Genomic DNA, 19,415 nt, shown 5'->3' on the forward strand with positions numbered 1-19,415 from the left:
CGGGCCGCTGCGGATCAGACGCCCGCGACCGACTGGATCCAGTCGCGGTACTGGGTGACGTTGATGTAGGCGGTGTAGGACTGGCGGTCGCTGGTGGAGGCGACGCCGACCTGCTTGCCTCCCGCGTACATCGGGCCGCCGGAGTCGCCGCCCGCGGTGATGCCGTCGCCGCGGTTGGCGCACACCGAGACACCGGCCGCGCCGTCCGGGCAGTCGACCGAGGTGACCTGGACGTTCGCCACCTTCAGCACCTGGGACTGGCAGTTGATCTCCGGCTGGTCGGTGCAGGTCGCGCCCCAGCCGTAGACCTGCGCGGTGTCGCCGACGTTGACGTCGCTCGCGGTGCCCAGCGGCGCGTACTCGGTCTGGACCTTCTGGTCGATCTGGACCAGCGAGATGTCGGCGTCGGGGGAGTCGTGCACCGACGTCGCCGAAACCTCGGTGCCCTGGGTCTGGTCGAGGCTGCCGACGTGGAAGGTGATCTGCTTGCCGCCCGCGCCCTGCGTGCAGTGCCGGGCGGTGAGGATCCAGTCGGGGGCGATGATCGTGGCCGAGCAGAGTTCCTCGCCGCCGGCGAACATCCGGGCGGCCGCGTGCAGGGAGTCGGCGGTGCCGCCGTCGATGATGGCGGGCTGAGCGGGGGCGGCGGTGGCCGGGGCCGCCGCGGCGACGGCGGCGAAGGCCAGGCCGGACAGGACTGCGGCGGTACGCGCGATTCGCACTGGTGATCATCTCCGGTGGGTACGGGGAGGTTCGGTCAGGTACTGACCCACCGTCGTGAATGTCGGTAAATGACGGAACCCGCCGAAGGTCGGGCCGAGTCAGTTCCCGACTTTCGTCGTAGGGCAAGCGGACCAGCCCGCGGTGACGAGGCGCCGACACCGACTGTGAGCGCGGTCACCATGCCGCGAGGTCCAGAATGGTGTCGGGTGAACGAGCGGGCGCGACGGGCCCCGCCTGGACAGGGAGCGCTGCACGCGGATGGAAGCCGGCTCACAGGGATCGGCACGGCTGAAGTCGTCGTACCGCTACGACGACCTCGACGTGCTCACGCTGCTGCTGGCGGGGGAACTCGACGCCGGCACCGCGCTGGTGGTGGTGCGGGCGGTGACGTTCGCGCTGGCCAAACGCCCGATGGCGCTGGTGCTGGACCTGACCGGGCTGAGCGAGCTGAGCGACGCGGGCGTCCACGTCCTGCGGGCCGCGCAGGACCGCGCGGCCGCCGAGGGCGTGGTGCTGCGGCTGCTCGCGCACCCCTCGGGCGCGGCGGGCCGCAGGCTGGCCGAAACCGGGATGACCGGGGTGTTCGACATCTACCCGGACCGCACGGCGGTCCGCGTGGAGACCGACCGGATCGCGTTCCTGCGCCGGATGAAACGGCGGCTCGACGCGGGCTGAGCCGGTCCGGATCCGGGCCCGCCCGCGCCGTCGAGGTGGCCCGAGCGGGTGAACTTCGGAGATTTTTCCGCCAGTGGCCCGGACCAGCTCCGGCGATGGTGCGAGTTCACGCCAGCAGCGCTTCGGCCAGTCCCTGCTGCTGGATCGAGTCGCGCAGTTTCGCCAGCGCGCGGCATTGCGTCACCCGGACGTTGCCCGGCGAGATCCCCAGCGCCTTCGCCGTTTCGGCCGACGTCAGGCCGACGACGACGCGCAGCGTCAGGATTTCCTGTTGCAGCTTCGGCATCCCGGCCAGCAGCCTGCCCAGCGAGGCGCCGAGGTCGGCGGTCAGCGTGTGCGATTCGGGACCGTCGCCGAGATCCGGGTTCTCCGGGACGTCGGACACCGGCCGCGAGCGGTCGCGCGCCACCGCGCGGAACGCGTCGGCCACCTTGTTCGCCGCGATCGCGCGCACCAGATGCAGGAACGACCCGCCGCGGTCCTCGTAGCCGCGCACGGCCTGAAGGACCGCGATGCACACCTCCTGCGCGACGTCGTCGGCCGACAGGTACGACAGGTCGCGTCCGCCGATGCGGGCGCGGCAGTAGCGCGCGATCACCGGTTTCAGCAGCGCCAGCAGTTCCGGAGCCGCGCCGGGGACGCCGTCGCGGGCCGCGCGGACCACGGTTTCCAGACGCTGCGCCAGCCCGGACGGGCGCGGCAGCGCGGCGAGCGGGACGTAGCCTTCGACGGGTTCGGGCACGGTGGCGGTGGGCATAGGGGGTCGGTCCTTTCCTACGGGCGGCCGCGGTGGTCTCGCCCGCTCGATCCGGGAGTCGCCCGCCCGGGCGCGGACGTTGCGCCCGCGCAGGTGTTGTCCAGCTTCTGTCCGTTGCGCGGCAACGGAATTCGCCCGGACTTGGACAGATCTTGGACAGGTTCTGCCCGCCGGTAGCGCGGCGCGGCGCGGCGGCGATCCCGGTGCGGTCGGAGGACTCCCGAGCGGGAAGGGGAATCGCGATGATCACGCACTGACCGGCTCCGGGCCCGGCCGGCGGGGTTCAGCCGGCCGGGCTCCACCGGATGCCGTAGGCGAAACCGGGCGCGAGACGGTCGAACCGCAGGTGCACCTCGCCCGAGCCGTCCGGGCTCACCACGTCGCCGCGTGCGCCCAGATCCCGTGCGTCGTCCTGGAACACGCGGTCCAGCCGCACGATTTCGGTCGGCGGCGCGGCCGGGAAGCGCACGTGCAGGTCGAACCGGTCCACCGGATGGCGCGGCACGCACACGTAGTGCGGATGCCGGAATTCCGCGCGGAACCGCAGCGCGAGGTCGTGCGTTTTCCCGCGCGGCAACGGTTCGGCCAGCTGCAGTGCCAGCCCGACCCGGTCGCTCGACTCCATCGCCCGGCGGACCAGCGTGCCGCCGTGGAAGACGTCGACGTCCAGATCGCTTTCCCGCACCGGGCCGGAGGTCGCGGACGTGGTGGTGAGGGTGAGCGCGAGGTCCAGTTCGGCGATCTCGTCGGCGTCGGCGACGATCCGCCGGAACTCGAACACCTCGGGCCGCTCCTGGTCCAGCGCAAGGGACACGCGCAGCAGTTCGGTGTGCCAGCTGCCCTCGGGCGCGGGCCGCCCGCCGCCCTCGCGCGGGCCGGCGAGCGCGAGGTGCGCGACGTGCTCGATGCCCTCGTCGATGCGCCGCCGGATCGTGCGGTCGTCGCGGTCGAGCTCGCGCGCGGCCCAGTGCACCCGCTCCTGGTAGAACGGCTTGCGCGCCGGCTCGAGCATCGCGAACGCCGCGAGCACGGCGATCCGGAGGTCGTCCGGGAGCGTCTTGGCCAGCGGCTCCAGCACGTGCGCGAGCCGATCGCGGATCTCGACGTTCTCCGCGTTGCCGGGAATCCCGCACACCTCGCGCAGGACCGGGCCGACCCGAATCCCGAGCGGAGTGGTGAATACGCCGCGCCCCTTCCGGAGAACTTTCAATTCCGCGACCAAGTCCGCCGCGTTCGGTTCCACCCGTTCCTCCCTCGCGTCTCCCCGCCCGCAGCCACTGTTGCGCAATGCGGGCGCCGATGTCCAGCCTCGTCCGCACCCGGCGCACCGACTGTGACCGGAATGATTTCCCATTCCGCATCCGGCTGGTGCGACCGGGTTTATCCGCGGCGGAAATTCGCTCGGATGGCGCCTTCCCGAAACGGCGGGTGACTGTTCTCGCCCATGCTGCCTGCGAACGGTCAGCTGCCCGGATCGCGATCTCGCAACCTGCGCCCGAGCCGGACCGGTGCGCGGGCTGGTCCCCGGCTTGCCGCGGCCGGACGTCTTTCGCCGCGGCGCGGGCGATCCCGCTCCGGCGTTGCCTCCGGTACGCCGTTCACGCGATTAAGGCGGAAACAGGAAACTCCTTCCCCGAATGCCGCGAGCTCCCGCATTCTCGGGACAAGCCGCTGATCAGGCAGGCGGAAATCCTCGGAAGGAGCTTGTCGTGAAGGTCGTCTGTTCGTTTTCCCTGCTGGTCCGCGCCGCGTTGTGGCTCGCCGGGGTCGCGCTCGTGTCCGGACTCGCCCTCGGCCAGCCGGGCGGACCGGCTCCGGCCGCGGTGCCGGTGCCGGTGCGGACCGCGCCGTGAGAAAACCGCGGCCCGGCGTCTGCCGGATCGTCATACTGGGAGCGAGAAGAAGGTGGGGGCGGATGACAGCGCGCGCGACGTTCGGAGCGGAACTGCGGCGGCAGCGCACCTCGGCTGGGCTGTCGCTCACCGAACTGGCCGGACGGGTGCATTACAGCAAGGGGTACCTGAGCAAGGTCGAAACCGGCCTCGCTGCCCCGAATTCCACACTTGCGGCATTGTGTGAATCCGAATTCGGTACTCCAGGTGCGCTTATCGCACTGGTTCCCGCGGAAACCGGAAAACGCCGGACCCGGCCGGACGTCCGCCCGTCCGGCCTTCCCCCGGTGACCGCCGAGTTCACCGGCCGCGATGCGGAATCCCGGGCGGTGCGCGAGATTCTCGAGTCCGACGGCGGAGTCTGCGTCATTTCGGGGATGGGCGGGGCAGGCAAGACGGCACTGGCGGTGCGGTGCGCGTACCGGCTCGAAGCCTCCTTCGCCGACGGCAGCCTCTTTCTCGATCTCCGCGGCACCTCCGGCGAACCGGTGACGCCGGCCGACGCGCACGACCGTCTGCTGCGGATCCTGGAGGTGCCCGCGGACCGGATCCCGGCCGATCCCGACGACCGCGCGGCGCTGTTCCGGACTTGCCTGCGCGGCCGGAGTTTCCTGCTGGTGCTGGACAACGCGGGCAGCACCGGGCAAGTGCGCCCGCTGCTGCCCGCGGAACCGAAATGCCGGGTCGTGATCACCAGCCGCAGCCGGCTGCCCGCATTGGACGAAGCCGAGCACGTCTCGCTGGGCGTCCTCCCTTCCGCCGCGGCCGCCGCCTTGGTCGCGGTGCTGACCGGCGCGACCTCCGACGCCGCTCGGCGGATCGCCGACCGCTGCGGCCGCCTCCCGCTGGCGATCCGGATCGCCGCGGCTCGCCTGCGCGCCCACCCGGCGTGGGACGTCGCGGAACTGGAACGCCGCCTGGCCGACGAGACCCGCCGCCTGGGCGAACTCGACGACGGCGAACGAAGCCTGGCTGCCGCCTTCCGGTTGTCAGTCCGCCAATTGGAGCAGCCGGAAGCACGGCTGTTCAGCTTGCTCGCCCTGCACCCCGGCCCGGACTTCGACGTCACCGCCGCGCAAGCGCTGGGCTGCCTGGACGCGGTGGAGGCCGAACGCCTGCTGGACCGCCTGCACCAGGCGTACCTGCTGACGCAGCCGGAACTGGGCCGGTTCGGTTTCCACGACCTGGTCAAGGTTTTCGCCGGCTCCGGCGTCGCAGGCGAGGACGCTTTCCGCCGCCTGGCCGATTTCTCGGTGGCGACCGCGGAACGCGCCGACCGGGCGATGAGCGGCCCGCGGTACCGCCCGGAAGTGACTTACCCGCCTGGGCTGCCGAAGGTGGAATTCCCGGACCAGGACAGCGCGATCGCCTGGTTCCGTGCGGAATGGCCGAACCTGGTCGCGCTCTGCCGCCGGACCGGGGAGACCGAGCGCTGCTGGCAGCTGGCGTTCTTCCTGCGCGGATTCTTCTACCTGACCAAACTGTGGGACCCGTGGATCGCGACGCACCGCTGGGCACGCGCCGCCGCCGAGGCCGTCGGCAACCGCTGGGCCGCCGCGACGACCGCCGCGAACCTGGGAATCGCCTACGTCGATCGCGGCGATCTGGACGAGGCGTCCCAGTGCTACCGTCAGGCCCTGCGGGAGTACCGGGAAATCGGCGACCGCCACGGCGAAGCGACCGCGCTGGCGCATGCCGCGTGGGCCGAGCACTACCGGGGCAACCACGAACAAGCCCTGCGCGATCTGCGCTCCGCGGCCGATTTCTACGAACTGACCGGCAACCGACGCAGCGGCGCCATCACGACGCGGGGTGTCGCCCTGGTCCTGACAGCGTTGGGACGGCCTGCCGAAGCCGCCCGTCTGGTCGAGGAAACGCTGTCGGTGTTCGAGGAGCTGGGGCTGGAACTGGACGTCGTGATGGGGTTGAACTGCCTTGGCTGGGCGAGGTTCCGTGCGGGGGATCATCCGGACGCGCAGTCGGCCTACCGAGAAGCGGCGGCCCGCGCGGAGGCCTGCGGCAGCACGCACGAGGCGGCACGGGCTTACCTGGGTTCGGGGAATGTCGCTGCGGCGCAAGGGATGGCGGAGGAGGCCGCTGCGCAATGGGAACGGGCCGACGCGGCCCATCCGGACCTGGACCCGGTGACAGTGGGGGAGGCGGCTGCGCGGGCTGAGTTTCGGTGAGGCCACTCGCCTTTCCTGTCCTGCTCTTCTGCGTGCGACCTGCTCGTCTGCGTGCGACGGACGGGCGCTGCCTTCCGCGGAGGGGCGCTGCCTTCTGCGGAGGCGACTGGGCCGAGGTCGGCGCGCCGGGTCTGTCGAGTTCGGACCCACCCAGGCGGGCGGGTGAACCGCCGGTCTGGCTCGTGAGATCCGCGGTTCCGGGCGTGCCGGTAGAAGCGACTGCCGCGCTGCGGACAGCGGGCGAGTACGGCGCCTCCATCGTCGACAGCCGAGTGCTCGCTGCGGCGATGCGCGAGGGCTGGGTGTTGCGGGGGGTTGGCGTGGCTGTGGTGTTCGGCGGGGTTGAGCGGCGGGCTGGCGTGGCTGCGGTGTTCGGCTGGGTGGGCGGTTCTCTGTCCGCAGGGTTAGCGAGCGGGCAGGAGGGCTGGGTGTTGCGGGGGTGAGCGGTTGTTCTCTGTCCACGAGGGTTAGTGGGCGGGGCACGGGGGGTTGGGTGTCGTGGGGATGGGCGGTGGTTGGCGTGGTCGGCGAGCTTGGCGGTTGTTCCCCGTCCGGAGGGGTGGTGATCGGGGCACGAGGGCTGGCCGTTGCGGGTATGAGCGGCGAGGCCGCGTCCGGCGGGCCTGGCAGCGCCTCTCCGTCCACCGGCCAGGCGTTTCGACTGCGGAGCGAACCCGCGCCGGGAGTGTGCTCGCGGTCTCTGCCTGGCGTGGCCGGGCTTTCGGGGCAGGTGGCGGCGTGTTGGGATGGGCGGATGGGATCGTCGCCCGAGCCGGTTGAGCAGTTGCCTCGCGTGGCGGGTTTCCGGGCGCTGATGTTCGCTTTGCCGCCGGTCGGGCGGAGGTGGTCGGCGGGGTTGCGGGCCGCGGCCGCGGTGGCCGTGCCGGGGATCGCGCTGGTGCTGGCGGGGGCCTCGGCCTCGGCGTTGTTCGTGACGCTGGGGACGTTCGCGGTCTTGTACGGCGAAGGGCGGCCGTACCGGGTCCGGGCGGGCGTCGTGGCTGCTGCTGGCGCCGGGTTGCTCGCAGCGGCCGCGTTGGGTGCTTCGGTGGGGACCGTGGTGCCGCCGGGGCCGGTGTCGGTGCTGGTGGTCTCCGTGGTCGCGGTGCTGGCGGCCTACGTCGTCGACGCGTTGCGGCTGGGACCGCCGGGGCCGTTGTTCTTCGCGCTCGTGTGCGCGGGTGCGCAGGCGGCGGTCGAGGCTGGAGCCCGGCCGTGGGTGGTGCTGGCGTGCGCTGCGGCGGGGGCCGGATCGTCGGTTGTGGTGTCGATGGCCGGGGTGCTGGCCGACCGGGCCAAACCGGAGCGGACGGCCGTCGAACGTGCGGTGCGGGCCGTCGACGCGTTCATCTCCGCCGAACGGAAGACGGCGGAGGCCCGGCACGCCGCCGGTGCCGCGGTGTCCGCGGCATGGACTGCGCTGCATGACGCGGGACATCCGCGCCGGGGCACGCGACCGGATCTGGTGGCGACCTTGCTTGCCGCCCACCGGCGGTTCGCGGACGCTTCTCCGGGCGAGTCCGTCGAGCTGCCGCCGGGGAAGCTCCCGTTGCCGCGACCGAACCTCGGGTACCGGCTGCGGCGGGCGGCTCCGTTGCGTTCGCATGCCGCGTTGACGGCGTTGCGCGTTGGCGTTGGTTGCGTGGTCGCAGGGGAACTGGCGGTGGCAGTCGGGTTTGGACGGCCGCATTGGGCGGTGCTGAGCGCGCTGGTGGTGCTGCAGCAGGGATTGGACCGGCGGCGGGCGAATGTCCGTGCGCTGCACCGGTTTGTCGGGACTGCGGCCGGGCTCGTGCTGTTCGGATTGGTGATGATGGTCGCGCCTTCCGGGGTCGTGCTGATCGCGATCCTGGCGGTGCTGCAGTTCTGCGTGGAGCTGGTGGTGCCGCGGAATTACGCGGTGGCGACAGTCGTCATCACGCCGCTCGCCCTGCTGGCCGCCGGGGTCGCCAGCCTGCCGGGCCCGGTGTGGCCCGCGGTGGCGGACCGTTTCGCGCAGACGGCGATCGGGGTCGCGGTGGCGGTGGTCGTGCAGTACGCGGTGGTGCCGCGTGCGCATCGGAAGACGTTGGACTGGACTGGATCTCGGGTTCGCGCCGCTGCCCGCGCGGTGCTGGCCGGCGCGCCGGTTCCGCGTGCGGCTGCGCGCCGGGACCTCCAGTTCGAGCTGGAAGGCGCGACCCGGGCAGGGGTGGATTCGGCGCACAACGAGCCCGGCTGGGCCGCCGAACGCTGGCCCGCCCACGCGGCCCTGGTCCACGACGGCTACGACCTGCTCCAGGCCTGCTGGTCCGCGCCGGACGGCGGATTGCGGGACGTCGAACGGTGGGAGCGTGCGTTCGGCCGGTGAGACCGGGACGCCTGCCCGCCGGATGGCGGCGCGGTAGGGCGAGATGGATTCTCCGGCGAGGGTGTCTGGTGTTGTGCGGGTGGTGGGCGGGATTGCCTGGTGGGTGTGGGGGTGTTCGCGAGGGTGTCTGGTGTTGTGCGGGTGGTGGGCGGGACTGCCTGGTAGGCGCGCGGGTGCTCGGCGGGATTGGCCGGTGGATGGGCTGATGCTTGCGAGGGCGCTCGGCGATCGCGCTGGTGCTCGGCGAGACTGCCGGTCGGCTCGTGGCCCGCGCGAGGCGGAGTGCTGGCCGGGGCGGCACAGATGCTCGGCGGACTCCTCCGGGGGAGGCCTGCGGTCATCGCCGCGGTTCGGCGGGCCCGTTCGCGGCTGTCTCGCGAACGGCGGGCGCTGGCCCGGCCTGGCGCACCGGGCGGAGTTTCTCCGTCGCTCGGTGGCAGATCGTCCGCCTCGGGCGGCTCGAAGCCGGCCGCGACCGGGCACCGGTCATCAGCGCAGGCTCCGAGCCGCTGGCTTCGTCCTGAATACCCCGCAGCCGGTCATCGAAGACGCAGGGCCGCCTCGATCTCCTCCTGCTCCGCCTCGCCGGGGACGATCGTCAGCGGGCCCGCGACGTCCAGCAATCCCGGATGCCGGACGGTCCAGCTCAGCACCGGCAGCGAGTCCTTCGTGAGGTCGTGTGCGGACGTCACGGTGACCCCGGGCGTCGGGCCGCAGGCGACGAGGTCTGCGGACGGGCCGCGGCCGTCGCTGTGGCAGAGGGCGGCTCGGCCGTCGGCGGACAGGGCGAGCAGCGCCGGGGCGCCGGCGGCGGTCCCGGCTGGCAGGACGTGGTCGTAGCCTGCCAGCCGGCGCATGATCAGCCGGTGGACGCGCCGGCCGCGGATGCTGGTCATGGACGCGGTGTAGGTGCGGGCGACGGCATCGAGCCGTTCTGGGTCCACCGGGGTCAGGCCTCCTCCTCCGTTCGTTCCGGGCGGGGCGACCGGACGAACCAGGCTCCGACCACCGCGGCCACGCCGATGCAGCCGGCGACGACGAACGCCGTCTGCAGGCCGTCGGAGTCGGGGCTCGCCGCGGCGTGTCCGGCGCTGCTCAGGGTCGCGACGCTGATGAACACCGCGGTGCCCAGCGCGCCGGCGACCTGTTGGAGCGTCGAGAGGATCGCGCTGCCGTGCGAGTAGAGGTGGTCGGGCAGCGCCGCCAGCGATTCGGTCATCAGCGGCGTCATCATCAGGCCCAGTCCGGCCATCAGGACGACGTGGATGCCGATCACCGCGATCAGCGGAGAACCCGGGCCCAGCAACGAGAACAGCCACAGCGAGACCGCCATCGCGAGCGCGCCGGGCAGCACCAGCGGACGCGCGCCGACCCGGTCGAACAGGGCACCGACCGGACGGCCGAGCAGGCCGAGCACCAAACCTCCGGGCAGGACGGCCAGGCCGCTGACGAACGTGGACTTGTGCAGGACGGTCTGCAGGTACAGCGGCAGCAGGATCGCGCCCGCGCCGATCAGGCACATGAACAGCAACGCGCTGAGCCCCAGCGCGACGACGAAACTGCGGTGGGTGAACGGCCGCAGATCGAGCAGGGCGCGGTCGCGCTGCTGCAGGCGAAGCTGCCGCCAGCCGAACACCGCCAGCGAAACCACTCCGACGACGATCGGCAGCCACGGCGGCACCAGCGCGGTCTCGGCGGATTCGCCCGCGGACGACAGGCCGTACAGGACTCCGCCGAAACCGACGGCGGACAGGACGACCGAGAGGACGTCGAGCGGAACCGCGCGGGTTTCGCTCTCGATCCGCAGTTGCAGCATCCCGGTGAGCAGCGCGGCCAGCGACAGCGGCAGCACGATGAAGAACATCCACCGCCAGCCGAGCGACGACAGCACCGCGCCGCCGATCGTCGGGCCGATCGCGGGCGCGACCGCGATGACGATGCTGATCGTGCCCATCGTCGCGCCGCGGCGCTGGGCGGGCACGAGCCGCATGACGGTGGTCATCAGCAGCGGGATCATCACCGCGGTGCCGCACGCCTGCACGACGCGGCCCGCCATCAGCAGGCCGAAGCCGGGCGCGACGCCGCACAGCAGCGTGCCGAGGCTGAACGAAGCGAGCGAGAAGGCGAACACCTGCCGCGGCGTGAACCGTTCGAGCAGGAATCCCGTCGTCGGGATCACCACCGCCATGGTGAGCAGGAAGCCGCTGGTGAGCCACTGGATCGTGGTGGTCGGGACGGAGAGGTCGACGGTGAGGTCGCGCAGCGCGACGCTCAGGATGGTCTCGTTGAGGATCATCACGAACGCCGACAGCACGAGCACGCTGATCAGCAGCCCGGGCTTGGCGGGCGGCCGTGCCGGAGCCTCGGTGACGGGGGAGGAGACGCCGGTCATGCGCGCACCTCGCGGCCGGAGGCACCGGCGAACTCAGGGGTCACGAGCCGGGCGGCGGCGCCTCGGACGCTCGCGAAAGCGACGGGCGCGCCGCCTGCGGCACGGACGAAACGGGTGCCGGCCGGGGCTGCCGGCCGGACGCCGGGGAAAGCTCTGCGCGCGGCTTCACCGGCCGCAGCGGACGGGTTCGGGGACTGCTGGATCTTCACCTGGCCAGGATACGGATGAGCACCGACAAAACCGGCGTCCTTTTCCTCCCGCGGCCCGCGCCGGCGGCCCGCCCAAAGCCTCGGGAAGCGGCGGAAAAAGCCGCTCGACCAGCGATCGGGCAGTGATCGCGGTAACGACAAGCGAATCAGGAATCTCGTTCGCGGGCTCGGGGCGATCAGCTGGGAGCACGGAGCACGACCGAGCTGTCCGTGAGGGGGACCCTGCGGGAATCAGATTCCCGCAGGGTTCCCCCCACGGACCTCCGCGGCACCGGCGGAGGCCGCCAGCACCACGGCGAACTCACGGATTCATCGCCAGCACCAGGAATCCCGCGAGCAACACCAGATGCACCCCGCCCTGAAGCCGCGTGGCCCGTCCCGGTACCACCGTCAGCACACTGACGACCACCGTGAGCGCGAGCAGCACGATGTGCGTCGGCCCGAGACCGAGCAGCAGCGGGCCCTTCAGCCACACCGAGGCGAGTGCGATGACCGGAATCGTCAGGCCGATGCTGGCGATCGCGGAGCCGTACGCGAGGTTGAGGCTGATCTGCATCCGGTCGCGCCGTGCCGCGCGGACCGCGGCGAGGGTTTCCGGGGCCAGGATCAGCAGGGCGATCACCACCCCCACGAAAGACTGCGGCAGCCCGGCCGCGCGCACGCCGGCTTCGATCGCCGGAGATTCGACCTTCGCCAGGCCGACGACGGTGACCAGGGCGATCAGCAGCAGAGCGAGGCTCACCAAGGTCTTCTGGGCGCTCGGCGGCTCCGCGTGCTCCTCCTCGCGAGTCTCGCCGTCGTGGTCGACGGGAAGGAAGAAATCGCGGTGGCGGACGGTCTGCGTCATCACGAAAGTGGCGTAGAGCACCAAGGACGCACCGGCCGCGAAAGCCAGCTGCGGCCCGGAAAACGCCGGTCCGGGCGTGCTGGCGGTGAAGGTCGGCAGCACGAGGCTCAGCGTCGCCAGCGTGCCGACCGTCGCCAGGGCCGCGCCGCTGCCTTCGGGGTGGAAGCGCGTTTCCCCGTACCGGCGCGCGCCCACGAGAAGCGACAGCCCGACGATGCCGTTGGTGGTGATCATCACCGCGGCGAACACCGTGTCGCGCGCCAGGGTTTCGGCCTTTTCGCCGCCGGAAACCATCATCGTGACGATCAGCGCGACTTCGATCACGGTCACCGCGACCGCGAGCACCAGCGAGCCGTAGGGTTCGCCGACCCGGTGCGCGACGACCTCGGCGTGGTGGACCGCGGCGAGAACCGTGCCCGCCAGCGCGATCGCCACCAGCGCGACCGGCACCGGGCCGAGGGTGCGGCCCCAGGTGAGCGCCAGCAGGACCAGGGCGACCAACGGCAGCAAAGTGGTCCAGGACAACAGATAACCGCGGACGCTCGCCATGCGCCCACCCTGGCATACCGGACCCCCGTCGCCGGGCATCCCGTCCGCGCGGGGGAGTGTCGCGTCCGAAGTGGACACTGCCCGTCGCCCGGCCAGCCATGAAATTCACTCGTTCGGCGTAGTGAATGCAGGGTTCCGCAGATCGGTGCCGGGGTACGCGCGGCGGGCAGGGGCCCTCGGCTGGGAAGGAGCCGGAGATGACCCGTGAGACGCGGATTCCCGGCCGCGCGGCCGGCGGCGACGGCGCGGAATATTCGTTCGGGCGCGAGCACCCGCACCTCAATCTGAGTCCGGTGGCGGCACCGTCGATCCTGGGGCTCGCCGGGTTCGCGGTGCCGACGTTCATGGTGGCGGCTGACCTGGCAGGCTGGTTCGGCGGCAGCACGACGACGCCCCTGTTGCTCGCCCCGTTCGCGTTCGCCTTCGGCGGCGTCGCGCAGTTTCTCGCCGGGATGTGGGTGACGCGCTCGCCACCGTGGTTCACGGGGCGTGGGGCGCGTTCTGGATCGGCTTCGGCGTCTACCAGTTGTTCGTCGGCCTCGGCAGGCCGCCTTCGACGACGACGGCGAGCCCGGCCGCGATCGGCTTCTGGTTCGTCGGGCTCGGGGCGATCACCAGGACCGGCGCGCTCGCCGCGCTGGCGGAAAGCCTCGTGCTCTGCATGCTCCTGGCGATCGGCCTGAGCGGCGACGTAGACGTCGTGCGCACCATCGCCGCCTGCTTCCTGCTCGCGTCCGCGGTACTGGCTCGGTACGCGTGCAGCGCGATGGTCCTCGAAGCGGCGCACCACCGCGTGGTCCTGCCGATCGGTCCGCGCCCGCCCGGACCACGACAGTGCCGTTGCGCCAGGCGATCCAGTTCGATCACGGCGAATCGGGAATCAAGGCCGGGCAGTGACCCCGGCGAGGAGGTGACCACGGAATGAAGATAAGCATGGCGCTCACCGCGTTCACGCCGCGGGACCGGAAGCTGCGGGAAAGCAGACTGCCGCTCACCGCCGAGTTCCTGGCCGGGGCGTGGCTGGTGTTCGCGGCTTTCGCGTACAGCTACTCGTTCACGTTGTCCGCGACGGCCGGGTTCTGGAACAGCCTGGCGTGCGGGATCGCCGTGGCGGCGGTCGCGCTGGTCCGGTTCGGCCTGCCGGAACGCGCGCGGTGGCTGGGACTGGTCAATGTCGCGATCGGCTTCTGGCTCATCGCCGCGCCTTTCGCGTTCGGCTACCCGGTCGACGGCCACCGCGACGCGATCCGCACGAATTCGCTGATCGTCGGCGTGCTGCTGGCGATTTTCTCAGTGATCTCGGTGACCGTCGCCTACCGCAGGCACAGCGGCGACTTCCGGGAGTAAGGAGAATGTACTGGCCGGTGCTGGCGGTGCTCGCGATCGGCGTGCTCGCTTTGGGCAGCGCGGGACTGCGTGCGCGCAAGGCGAGCACACCCGCCCGGAAGGAGGCGCTCGTCGGGGCCTGGCTGGTGGCCGCGTCGGGCGTGGTGTGGTGGGCGTCCGCGCCCGCCGCCGGGGCGGTGTTCCTGGTGATCGGCGCGGCCGTGGTGTTCGGTGCGGCGTTGACGAACGGTCAGCTGCCGTATCGCCGGGACAGCTGACAGAGCCTGGGTTTGCCGCGCGCAGCGGCCGGTTACCCGCCGTGCGTGAGGCCGGGCCGCCGTGGGCTGCCCGGCGATCGTCGGGTGCGCGGGAGGTCGGTCATGACGCAACTGGAGCCCCGGCCGGCGGTGATCGCCGCGGCACCGCACCGGGGCAAGAAAGGCTCGGTGCTGCTGGGCGTCCTGCGCACCACCGACCACAAGCGGATCGGGCTGCTCTACCTCGGCACGTCGTTCGCGTTTTTCCTGGTCGGCGGCGCGATGGCGCTGCTGATGCGCGGCGAACTGGCCCAGCCGGGGCTGCAATTCCTGTCGCAGGAGCAGTACAACCAGCTGTTCACCATGCACGGCACGATCATGTTGCTGCTGTACGCGACGCCGAACGTGTTCGGATTCGCCAATTTCGTGCTGCCGCTGCAGATCGGCTCGCCGGATGTCGCGTTTCCGCGCCTGAATGCGTTTTCCTACTGGCTGTACCTTTTCGGCGGGTTGATCGTGCTGAGCGCGTTCCTCACGCCCGCCGGGGCGCCGGATTTCGGCTGGACCGCCTACACGCCGCTGTCGGACGCCGTCCACAGTCCCGGAGCCGGCGGCGACCTGTGGATCATGGGTCTCATCGTGTCCGGCCTGGGAACCATTCTCGGCGCGGTCAACATGACCACGACGATCCTCTGCCTGCGGGCGCCGGGAATGACGATGTTCCGGATGCCGCTGTTCACCTGGAACATCTTTTTCACCGCGATTCTCGTGCTGATCGCGTTCCCGATCCTCACCGCCGCGCTGTTCGCGCTGGAGGCGGACCGAAGGCTCGGCGCGCACGTTTTCGATCCCGCGAACGGCGGGGCGATCCTCTGGCAGCACCTGTTCTGGTTCTTCGGCCATCCCGAGGTGTACATCGTCGCGCTGCCGTATTTCGGGATAGTCACCGAAATCATTCCGGTGTTCAGCCGGAAACCGCTCTACGGCTACCGGATGATGGTGTTCGCGACGGTCGGCATCACCGGATTGTCGGCGACCGTGTGGGCGCACCACATGTTCGCGACCGGCGCGGTGCTGCTGCCGTTCTTTTCGATCATGACGTTCCTCATCGCGGTGCCGACCGGGCTGAAGTTCTTCAACTGGATCGGCACGATGTGGAGGGGGACGCTGTCGTTCGAATCGCCGATGCTGTGGTCGGCCGGATTCCTCGTCACATTCCTGCTCGGCGGGCTGACCGGGGTGCTGCTGGCCGCGCCCGCGCTGGACTTCCACATCACCGACACCTATTTCGTGGTCGCGCACTTCCACTACGTGCTGTTCGGCACGATCGTGTTCGCGACGTTCGCCGGGATCTACTTCTGGTTCCCGAAGATGACCGGCCGGATGCTCGACGAATCGCTCGCCAAATGGCACTTCTGGACCACGTTCATCGGCTTCCACACGACGTTTCTGGTGCAGCACTGGCTCGGCGCGGAAGGAATGCCGCGGCGGTACGCGGACTACCTGGCCAGCGACGGGTTCACCGTGCTGAACACGATTTCGACCATCGGCGCATTCGTTCTCGGCGCTTCGGTGCTGCCGTTCATCTGGAACGTGGTGAAGAGCTACCGCTACGGCGAGAAGGTCAACGTGGACGATCCGTGGGGCTTCGGCAATTCCCTGGAATGGGCCACGTCGAGCCCGCCGCCGCGGCACAATTTCACCGAGCTGCCGCGGATCCGCTCCGAACGGCCCGCCTTCGAACTGCACTATCCGGACATGGTGGAGCGGATGCGGGAGGAACAGCACGTACGTCGGCGGCGGGACAAGGCGAAATCGGGCGCCTGACCAGGGCACCCGAGCGGGTCACCCCTGTTGGCGGCGGAATTCGTCCAGCACCCGGCGTTCCCGCTTCGTCGGACGGCCCGCGCCGCGCTCGCGGCGGGCGACCGGGATCGCCGCTTCCGGCGGCGGCTTCGGGGTGCGGTCGATGAGGCAGGTGGCCGCGACGGCCGCGCCGACCCGTTTCTGGATCACCTGCACGACCTCGACCACGCGGGTCGTCGTCCCGATCCGGGCCCGGACCTCGTCGCCGGGCACGACCGAGGTCGCGGGTTTCGCCGGGCGGTCGTTGACGCGCACGTGCCCGCCGCGGCAGGCGGCCGCGGCGTCGGCGCGCGTCTTGGTCAGCCGGACCGCCCAGAGCCAGCGGTCGATCCGCGTCGATTCCATGGGTCCATCATGGCGGGTCCCACTGCCAGCGCAGGCCGAGGATCCCCGGAGTGACCGCCGCCGACACGACGTGCGTGGGAAGGCCCTCGGTGATCGGCAGCTCGGCGACGGTCGTTTCCGGCCCGGCGGGGGAGTCGAGGCGGTAGGCGTGGCAGGCCCGCGGTTCGAAGCCGGGCGCGAAGTGCAGTTCGAGCAGGTGTTCGTGCACGGCGTTGCGGAACCGGCGCTCGTAGGACCAGTCCGGGCGGTCGTCGGTGAACTCGAATTCGTACTGCGCGATCGCGGTTTCGCCCCGGTCCAGTCCGCGGCCGAGGACGAGTTCGCACACCGTGAACCCTTCTTCGGCGAGGGTTTCCGTGCGCCCGGGCGAGCAGTAGCGGGTGCGCACCAGCCGCGGCGGGCAGCCGGGGCCGACGCCGTGCGCGGTGACCAGCCGGATGTGCGTGTCGTCCTCGGTCGCGCGGACGACCTCGCGCACTTCCAGCCGGTGCAGCCGCCGGTCCGGGCCCACGTGCACGGCCTCGTGAAGACTGACGACCACCAGCGAAGTCCGGTACGCCGTCTCGAACGAGTTCAGCACCCGCAGCACGGCGTTCCGGCGTCCCCACAGCCGCTCCCAGCGCACGACCGGGACCGGCGGCGGTTCCGGATCGCGCTCGATCAGCCCGGTCAGCGAGCCCGGCGGCAGGTCGAGCACACCCTCGAGGATCCGCACGGCGACGCGCGAACGGGCACGGGCGGGCACCGTGCGGCCGGTCCGCCAGTAGCTGAGAGTCGTGGTGCTGACCGCCGCGCCCGCCGCGGCGAGCCGGTCGCGGAGCCGGTCGAGGCCGAGCCCGCTGCGGTCGATGGCCAGGGTCAGGGCACGGCTGAACGGCCCGTCCGCCAGCGCGTCGGCGAGCCGGTCCGGCTGGGTGCCGGGACCTGTCGAGAACACCTGCGTCCTCCTCGGGTCGTCCCCACCCATTCGCCTCCGGAACGGACGGCGGCGCAACCCGTCGAAGGTCGGGTCTCGGCCGGTCAGCACGGTTGCCCGGGGCTGGAGGCCGCGGCGTCCCCGCCGGACCGGGAACGGGCCGGCCCCCTGCGCCGACCCGCCCCGGCGGTCCCCTCGTCCCCCGACGAACGAGGGGACCTCGCCGGTCCGCCGCCCTCACCCGGACGGACCGGCGCCGGTCGCGGCTCCCGCGAACGGAACAGCGCAGCTCCGCCTTCGTGACGGCGGTCGCCCGCAAAGCCACCCGATCGGGTGATGGTCCGCAGGTTCGTGGGCTGGCCGGGTGAATCGCGCGGACCGGCTGTACGCGCTTGTCGAGGAGCTTCGGCCGGTCACACCGCGCACCCGGACCGCGGCGTGGCTCGCGTCCCGGTTCGAGGGCGACCTCGGCGGTTTGTGCGAGGCCAGGCGTCCCGATCTGGACCGAACCCGGCCGGACTGGCGGCTAGGGGCTCAACCGCGAACGGACCCGCCACCGCTCGCGCCGGAGGAAGCCATCGCGATCACCGTCGTGCTGCGTTCGGCCGCCGGTTCGCCCTTCGCGGGCGCGGCGGAGCCGACAGCGGCGCGAGGTGCTCGCGCGGCTGCCGTCCGACGTCCGCGACGGGCGAACAGCACCTCGCCGCGGCTGCACCGGGTCGGCGAGCCCGAACCGCCCGCTGTCCACAGCGGACTGATCCTGACTGCTCTCGCCGCACGGCGCGTCCTCCGATTGTCGTATGCGGACGCGAAAGGCCAGAAGACAGAACGCGACGTCGAGCCGCTGGGCCTGTTTTGGGGCCCGGCGGGCTGGTACGTGCTCGGCTGGTGGCGCTTGCGCGACGCGGTGCGCGGCTTTCTGCTGGACCGGATCCGCGCCCTCGCGCTGACCGGCGGCCGCGTCGAGCGCCGCGAGGTCGAACTCGTGCGGATCCCCGCCCGCTCGGCGAGTGACCTGCGCCACACGGCGGGAAACGCCGACAGGTTCTCTCGACGGAACCGAACGGCTCGTCTCGCGGGACTGGACGATCGCTTCGCCGGACGGCCGGACGGCCCGCGCGAATGCGGCTTGGACCGCGAGGAATTGCGCGTGCTGGCCAAGGACCCGCATCCGTGGCACGGCGAGCCGGCGCTCGACCCGGAGCGGCAGCCCATCGCCGGAACCTGGTCGAACGGCTCGCGCGGCGGGATCGCGGTCGACGGCCGGGCGGACCGGGAGCGGGTGGTGCCGGGGACGCGTCCGCTTCCCCGATCCCGGGTGCCCGCGCGTGCGATCATAGGGTCCGGCCGGCCGGAAGGAGCCCATGATCGCCCTGCCCGTCCATCGGTTCCGCGCCCGCGACGGACTCGAACTGGCCTACCGCGAACTAGGCGAGGGCACACCGGTCGTGCTGCTGCACGGGTTCACCTCGTCCGGCCAAGCGTGGCTGCGCAGCGGCCTGGCCGAGCAGCTCGCCGAACGCGGATTCCGCGTGCTGCTGCCGGATTTCCGCGGGCACGGCGCGAGCCCGCGGCCCGGCGATCCGGCCGGGTACCCGCCGGACGTGCTCGTCGACGACGGGCTCGCGTTCGCCGAGCAGCTCGGCCTGACCGAATACGCGCTGGGCGGGTACTCCCTCGGCGCGCGAGTCGCGTTCCGCATGGTCGTGCGGGGCGCGCGACCGTCGCGGATTCTCCTTGGCGGGCAAGGACTCGCCGCCATGCGGCGAGGCGGCGGGGGCGGTCCGCTGCACCGGGTGCTCGCGGCGCTGACCGAAGGCAGGGCAGTGGAACCGGCCGGCGCCGGGACCGCGCACCGGATCGCCCGCCTCGGTGCCGACCCGCACGCGTTGATGCACGTCCTTCGTTCGGTCGTGCCTACGGACGACCTCACCGCGCTGACGATCCCGGCGCTCGTCGCGGTCGGCGGCGAGGACGCGGGGCACGCCGACGCCGAGCCGCTCGCCCGGCTGGTGAACGCGGAGTTCGCCCCGGTGCCCGGCGATCATCACGGTGCGCCGGCCTCGCCGGAGTTCACTGCCGCGGCGGTGCGGTTCTTCGGCGGCGGACGGCGCTAGCTGCGGAA

General features: G+C 71.7%; 18 protein-coding genes and 2 pseudogenes. 12 read left to right on the forward strand and 8 right to left on the reverse strand.

The window, feature by feature from the left end; genetic code table 11:
* Window positions 1-14: 14 nt before the first annotated feature.
* Entirely contained in the window at window positions 15-722 is a 708-nt protein-coding gene (locus BM362_RS43100; RefSeq protein ID WP_067576378.1) for a S1 family peptidase, read from the reverse strand.
* Window positions 723-981: 259 nt separating this feature from the next.
* Here BM362_RS43100 and BM362_RS43105 point away from each other — a divergent pair, with 259 nt between their 5' ends.
* Window positions 982-1,398, forward strand: coding sequence for an STAS domain-containing protein (locus tag BM362_RS43105; RefSeq protein ID WP_067576379.1), 417 nt, complete (start codon window positions 982-984; stop codon window positions 1,396-1,398).
* Window positions 1,399-1,504: 106 nt separating this feature from the next.
* Here the strand turns inward: BM362_RS43105 and shbA are convergent, their stop codons facing one another.
* Both shbA and BM362_RS43115 read right to left on the reverse strand, forming a co-directional pair.
* Window positions 1,505-2,155, reverse strand: coding sequence for an RNA polymerase sigma factor ShbA (shbA, locus tag BM362_RS43110; protein WP_067576380.1), 651 nt, complete (start codon window positions 2,153-2,155; stop codon window positions 1,505-1,507).
* Window positions 2,156-2,438: 283 nt separating this feature from the next.
* Window positions 2,439-3,398, reverse strand: coding sequence for a hypothetical protein (locus tag BM362_RS43115; protein ID WP_093577067.1), 960 nt, complete (start codon window positions 3,396-3,398; stop codon window positions 2,439-2,441).
* A 466-nt stretch (window positions 3,399-3,864) separates the two neighbouring features.
* Between BM362_RS43115 and BM362_RS48605 the strand changes: the two genes are divergently transcribed.
* The 4 genes from BM362_RS48605 to BM362_RS43130 all read left to right on the forward strand — a co-directional run bounded on the left by BM362_RS48605 (window position 3,865) and on the right by BM362_RS43130 (window position 8,583).
* On the forward strand, window positions 3,865-4,008 hold the full coding sequence (locus BM362_RS48605) for a hypothetical protein (protein ID WP_198545147.1): 144 nt from the start codon (window positions 3,865-3,867) through the stop codon (window positions 4,006-4,008).
* A 62-nt stretch (window positions 4,009-4,070) separates the two neighbouring features.
* Window positions 4,071-6,233 (forward strand): helix-turn-helix domain-containing protein, encoded by a 2,163-nt coding sequence (locus BM362_RS43120; RefSeq protein ID WP_208865516.1) that lies wholly within the window; start codon window positions 4,071-4,073, stop codon window positions 6,231-6,233.
* Between the two features lie 203 nt (window positions 6,234-6,436).
* Window positions 6,437-6,676 (forward strand): hypothetical protein, encoded by a 240-nt coding sequence (locus tag BM362_RS43125; protein WP_093577069.1) that lies wholly within the window; start codon window positions 6,437-6,439, stop codon window positions 6,674-6,676.
* A gap of 311 nt (window positions 6,677-6,987) precedes the next feature.
* Window positions 6,988-8,583, forward strand: a complete 1,596-nt coding sequence (locus tag BM362_RS43130) for an FUSC family protein (protein WP_093577070.1) — start codon at window positions 6,988-6,990, stop codon at window positions 8,581-8,583.
* 539 nt (window positions 8,584-9,122) lie between these two features.
* Here the strand turns inward: BM362_RS43130 and BM362_RS43135 are convergent.
* The 3 genes from BM362_RS43135 to BM362_RS43145 form a co-directional block, all read right to left on the reverse strand.
* Window positions 9,123-9,527, reverse strand: coding sequence for a hypothetical protein (locus BM362_RS43135; RefSeq protein ID WP_067576383.1), 405 nt, complete (start codon window positions 9,525-9,527; stop codon window positions 9,123-9,125).
* 5 nt (window positions 9,528-9,532) lie between these two features.
* Entirely contained in the window at window positions 9,533-10,975 is a 1,443-nt protein-coding gene (locus BM362_RS43140) for an MDR family MFS transporter (protein ID WP_067576384.1), read from the reverse strand.
* 510 nt (window positions 10,976-11,485) lie between these two features.
* Window positions 11,486-12,580: a calcium:cation antiporter gene (locus tag BM362_RS43145; RefSeq protein ID WP_093577071.1), complete on the reverse strand. Its 1,095-nt coding sequence runs from the start codon at window positions 12,578-12,580 to the stop codon at window positions 11,486-11,488.
* A gap of 344 nt (window positions 12,581-12,924) precedes the next feature.
* On the opposite strand from BM362_RS43145, the pseudogene BM362_RS49740 reads away from it, so the two are divergent.
* The 5 genes and pseudogenes from BM362_RS49740 to ctaD all read left to right on the forward strand — a co-directional run.
* Window positions 12,925-12,981: pseudogene (locus BM362_RS49740) on the forward strand (hypothetical protein); the annotation flags it as partial.
* Between the two features lie 53 nt (window positions 12,982-13,034).
* Window positions 13,035-13,505 (forward strand): acetate uptake transporter family protein, encoded by a 471-nt coding sequence (locus BM362_RS49745; protein ID WP_244287475.1) that lies wholly within the window; start codon window positions 13,035-13,037, stop codon window positions 13,503-13,505.
* Window positions 13,502-13,927: an SPW repeat domain-containing protein gene (locus BM362_RS43155; protein ID WP_093577072.1), complete on the forward strand. Its 426-nt coding sequence runs from the start codon at window positions 13,502-13,504 to the stop codon at window positions 13,925-13,927. The genes BM362_RS49745 and BM362_RS43155 overlap by 4 nt, the downstream gene beginning before the upstream one ends.
* A gap of 5 nt (window positions 13,928-13,932) precedes the next feature.
* The gene (locus tag BM362_RS43160) at window positions 13,933-14,184 is read left to right on the forward strand and encodes a hypothetical protein (protein ID WP_067576388.1); all 252 of its coding nucleotides are present in this window, start codon (window positions 13,933-13,935) and stop codon (window positions 14,182-14,184) included.
* Window positions 14,185-14,286: 102 nt separating this feature from the next.
* Window positions 14,287-15,990: an aa3-type cytochrome oxidase subunit I gene (ctaD, locus tag BM362_RS43165; RefSeq protein ID WP_093577073.1), complete on the forward strand. Its 1,704-nt coding sequence runs from the start codon at window positions 14,287-14,289 to the stop codon at window positions 15,988-15,990.
* Window positions 15,991-16,008: 18 nt separating this feature from the next.
* Here ctaD and BM362_RS43170 read toward each other — a convergent pair whose 3' ends face one another.
* Both BM362_RS43170 and BM362_RS43175 read right to left on the reverse strand, forming a co-directional pair.
* A complete protein-coding gene (locus tag BM362_RS43170) occupies window positions 16,009-16,374 on the reverse strand; it encodes an RNA-binding S4 domain-containing protein (protein ID WP_009076800.1) in 366 nt (121 codons plus the stop codon).
* 7 nt (window positions 16,375-16,381) lie between these two features.
* Window positions 16,382-17,311 (reverse strand): hypothetical protein, encoded by a 930-nt coding sequence (locus BM362_RS43175; protein ID WP_093577074.1) that lies wholly within the window; start codon window positions 17,309-17,311, stop codon window positions 16,382-16,384.
* 571 nt (window positions 17,312-17,882) lie between these two features.
* Between BM362_RS43175 and BM362_RS49750 the strand changes: the two are divergent.
* A pseudogene (locus BM362_RS49750) lies at window positions 17,883-18,173 on the forward strand (WYL domain-containing protein); the annotation flags it as partial.
* 481 nt (window positions 18,174-18,654) lie between these two features.
* A complete protein-coding gene (locus BM362_RS43190; RefSeq protein WP_093577075.1) occupies window positions 18,655-19,407 on the forward strand; it encodes an alpha/beta fold hydrolase in 753 nt (250 codons plus the stop codon).
* Window positions 19,408-19,415: the final 8 nt, after the last annotated feature.

This window comes from Amycolatopsis rubida (assembly GCF_900115345.1).
In the GTDB taxonomy this organism is placed as follows: domain Bacteria; phylum Actinomycetota; class Actinomycetes; order Mycobacteriales; family Pseudonocardiaceae; genus Amycolatopsis; species Amycolatopsis rubida.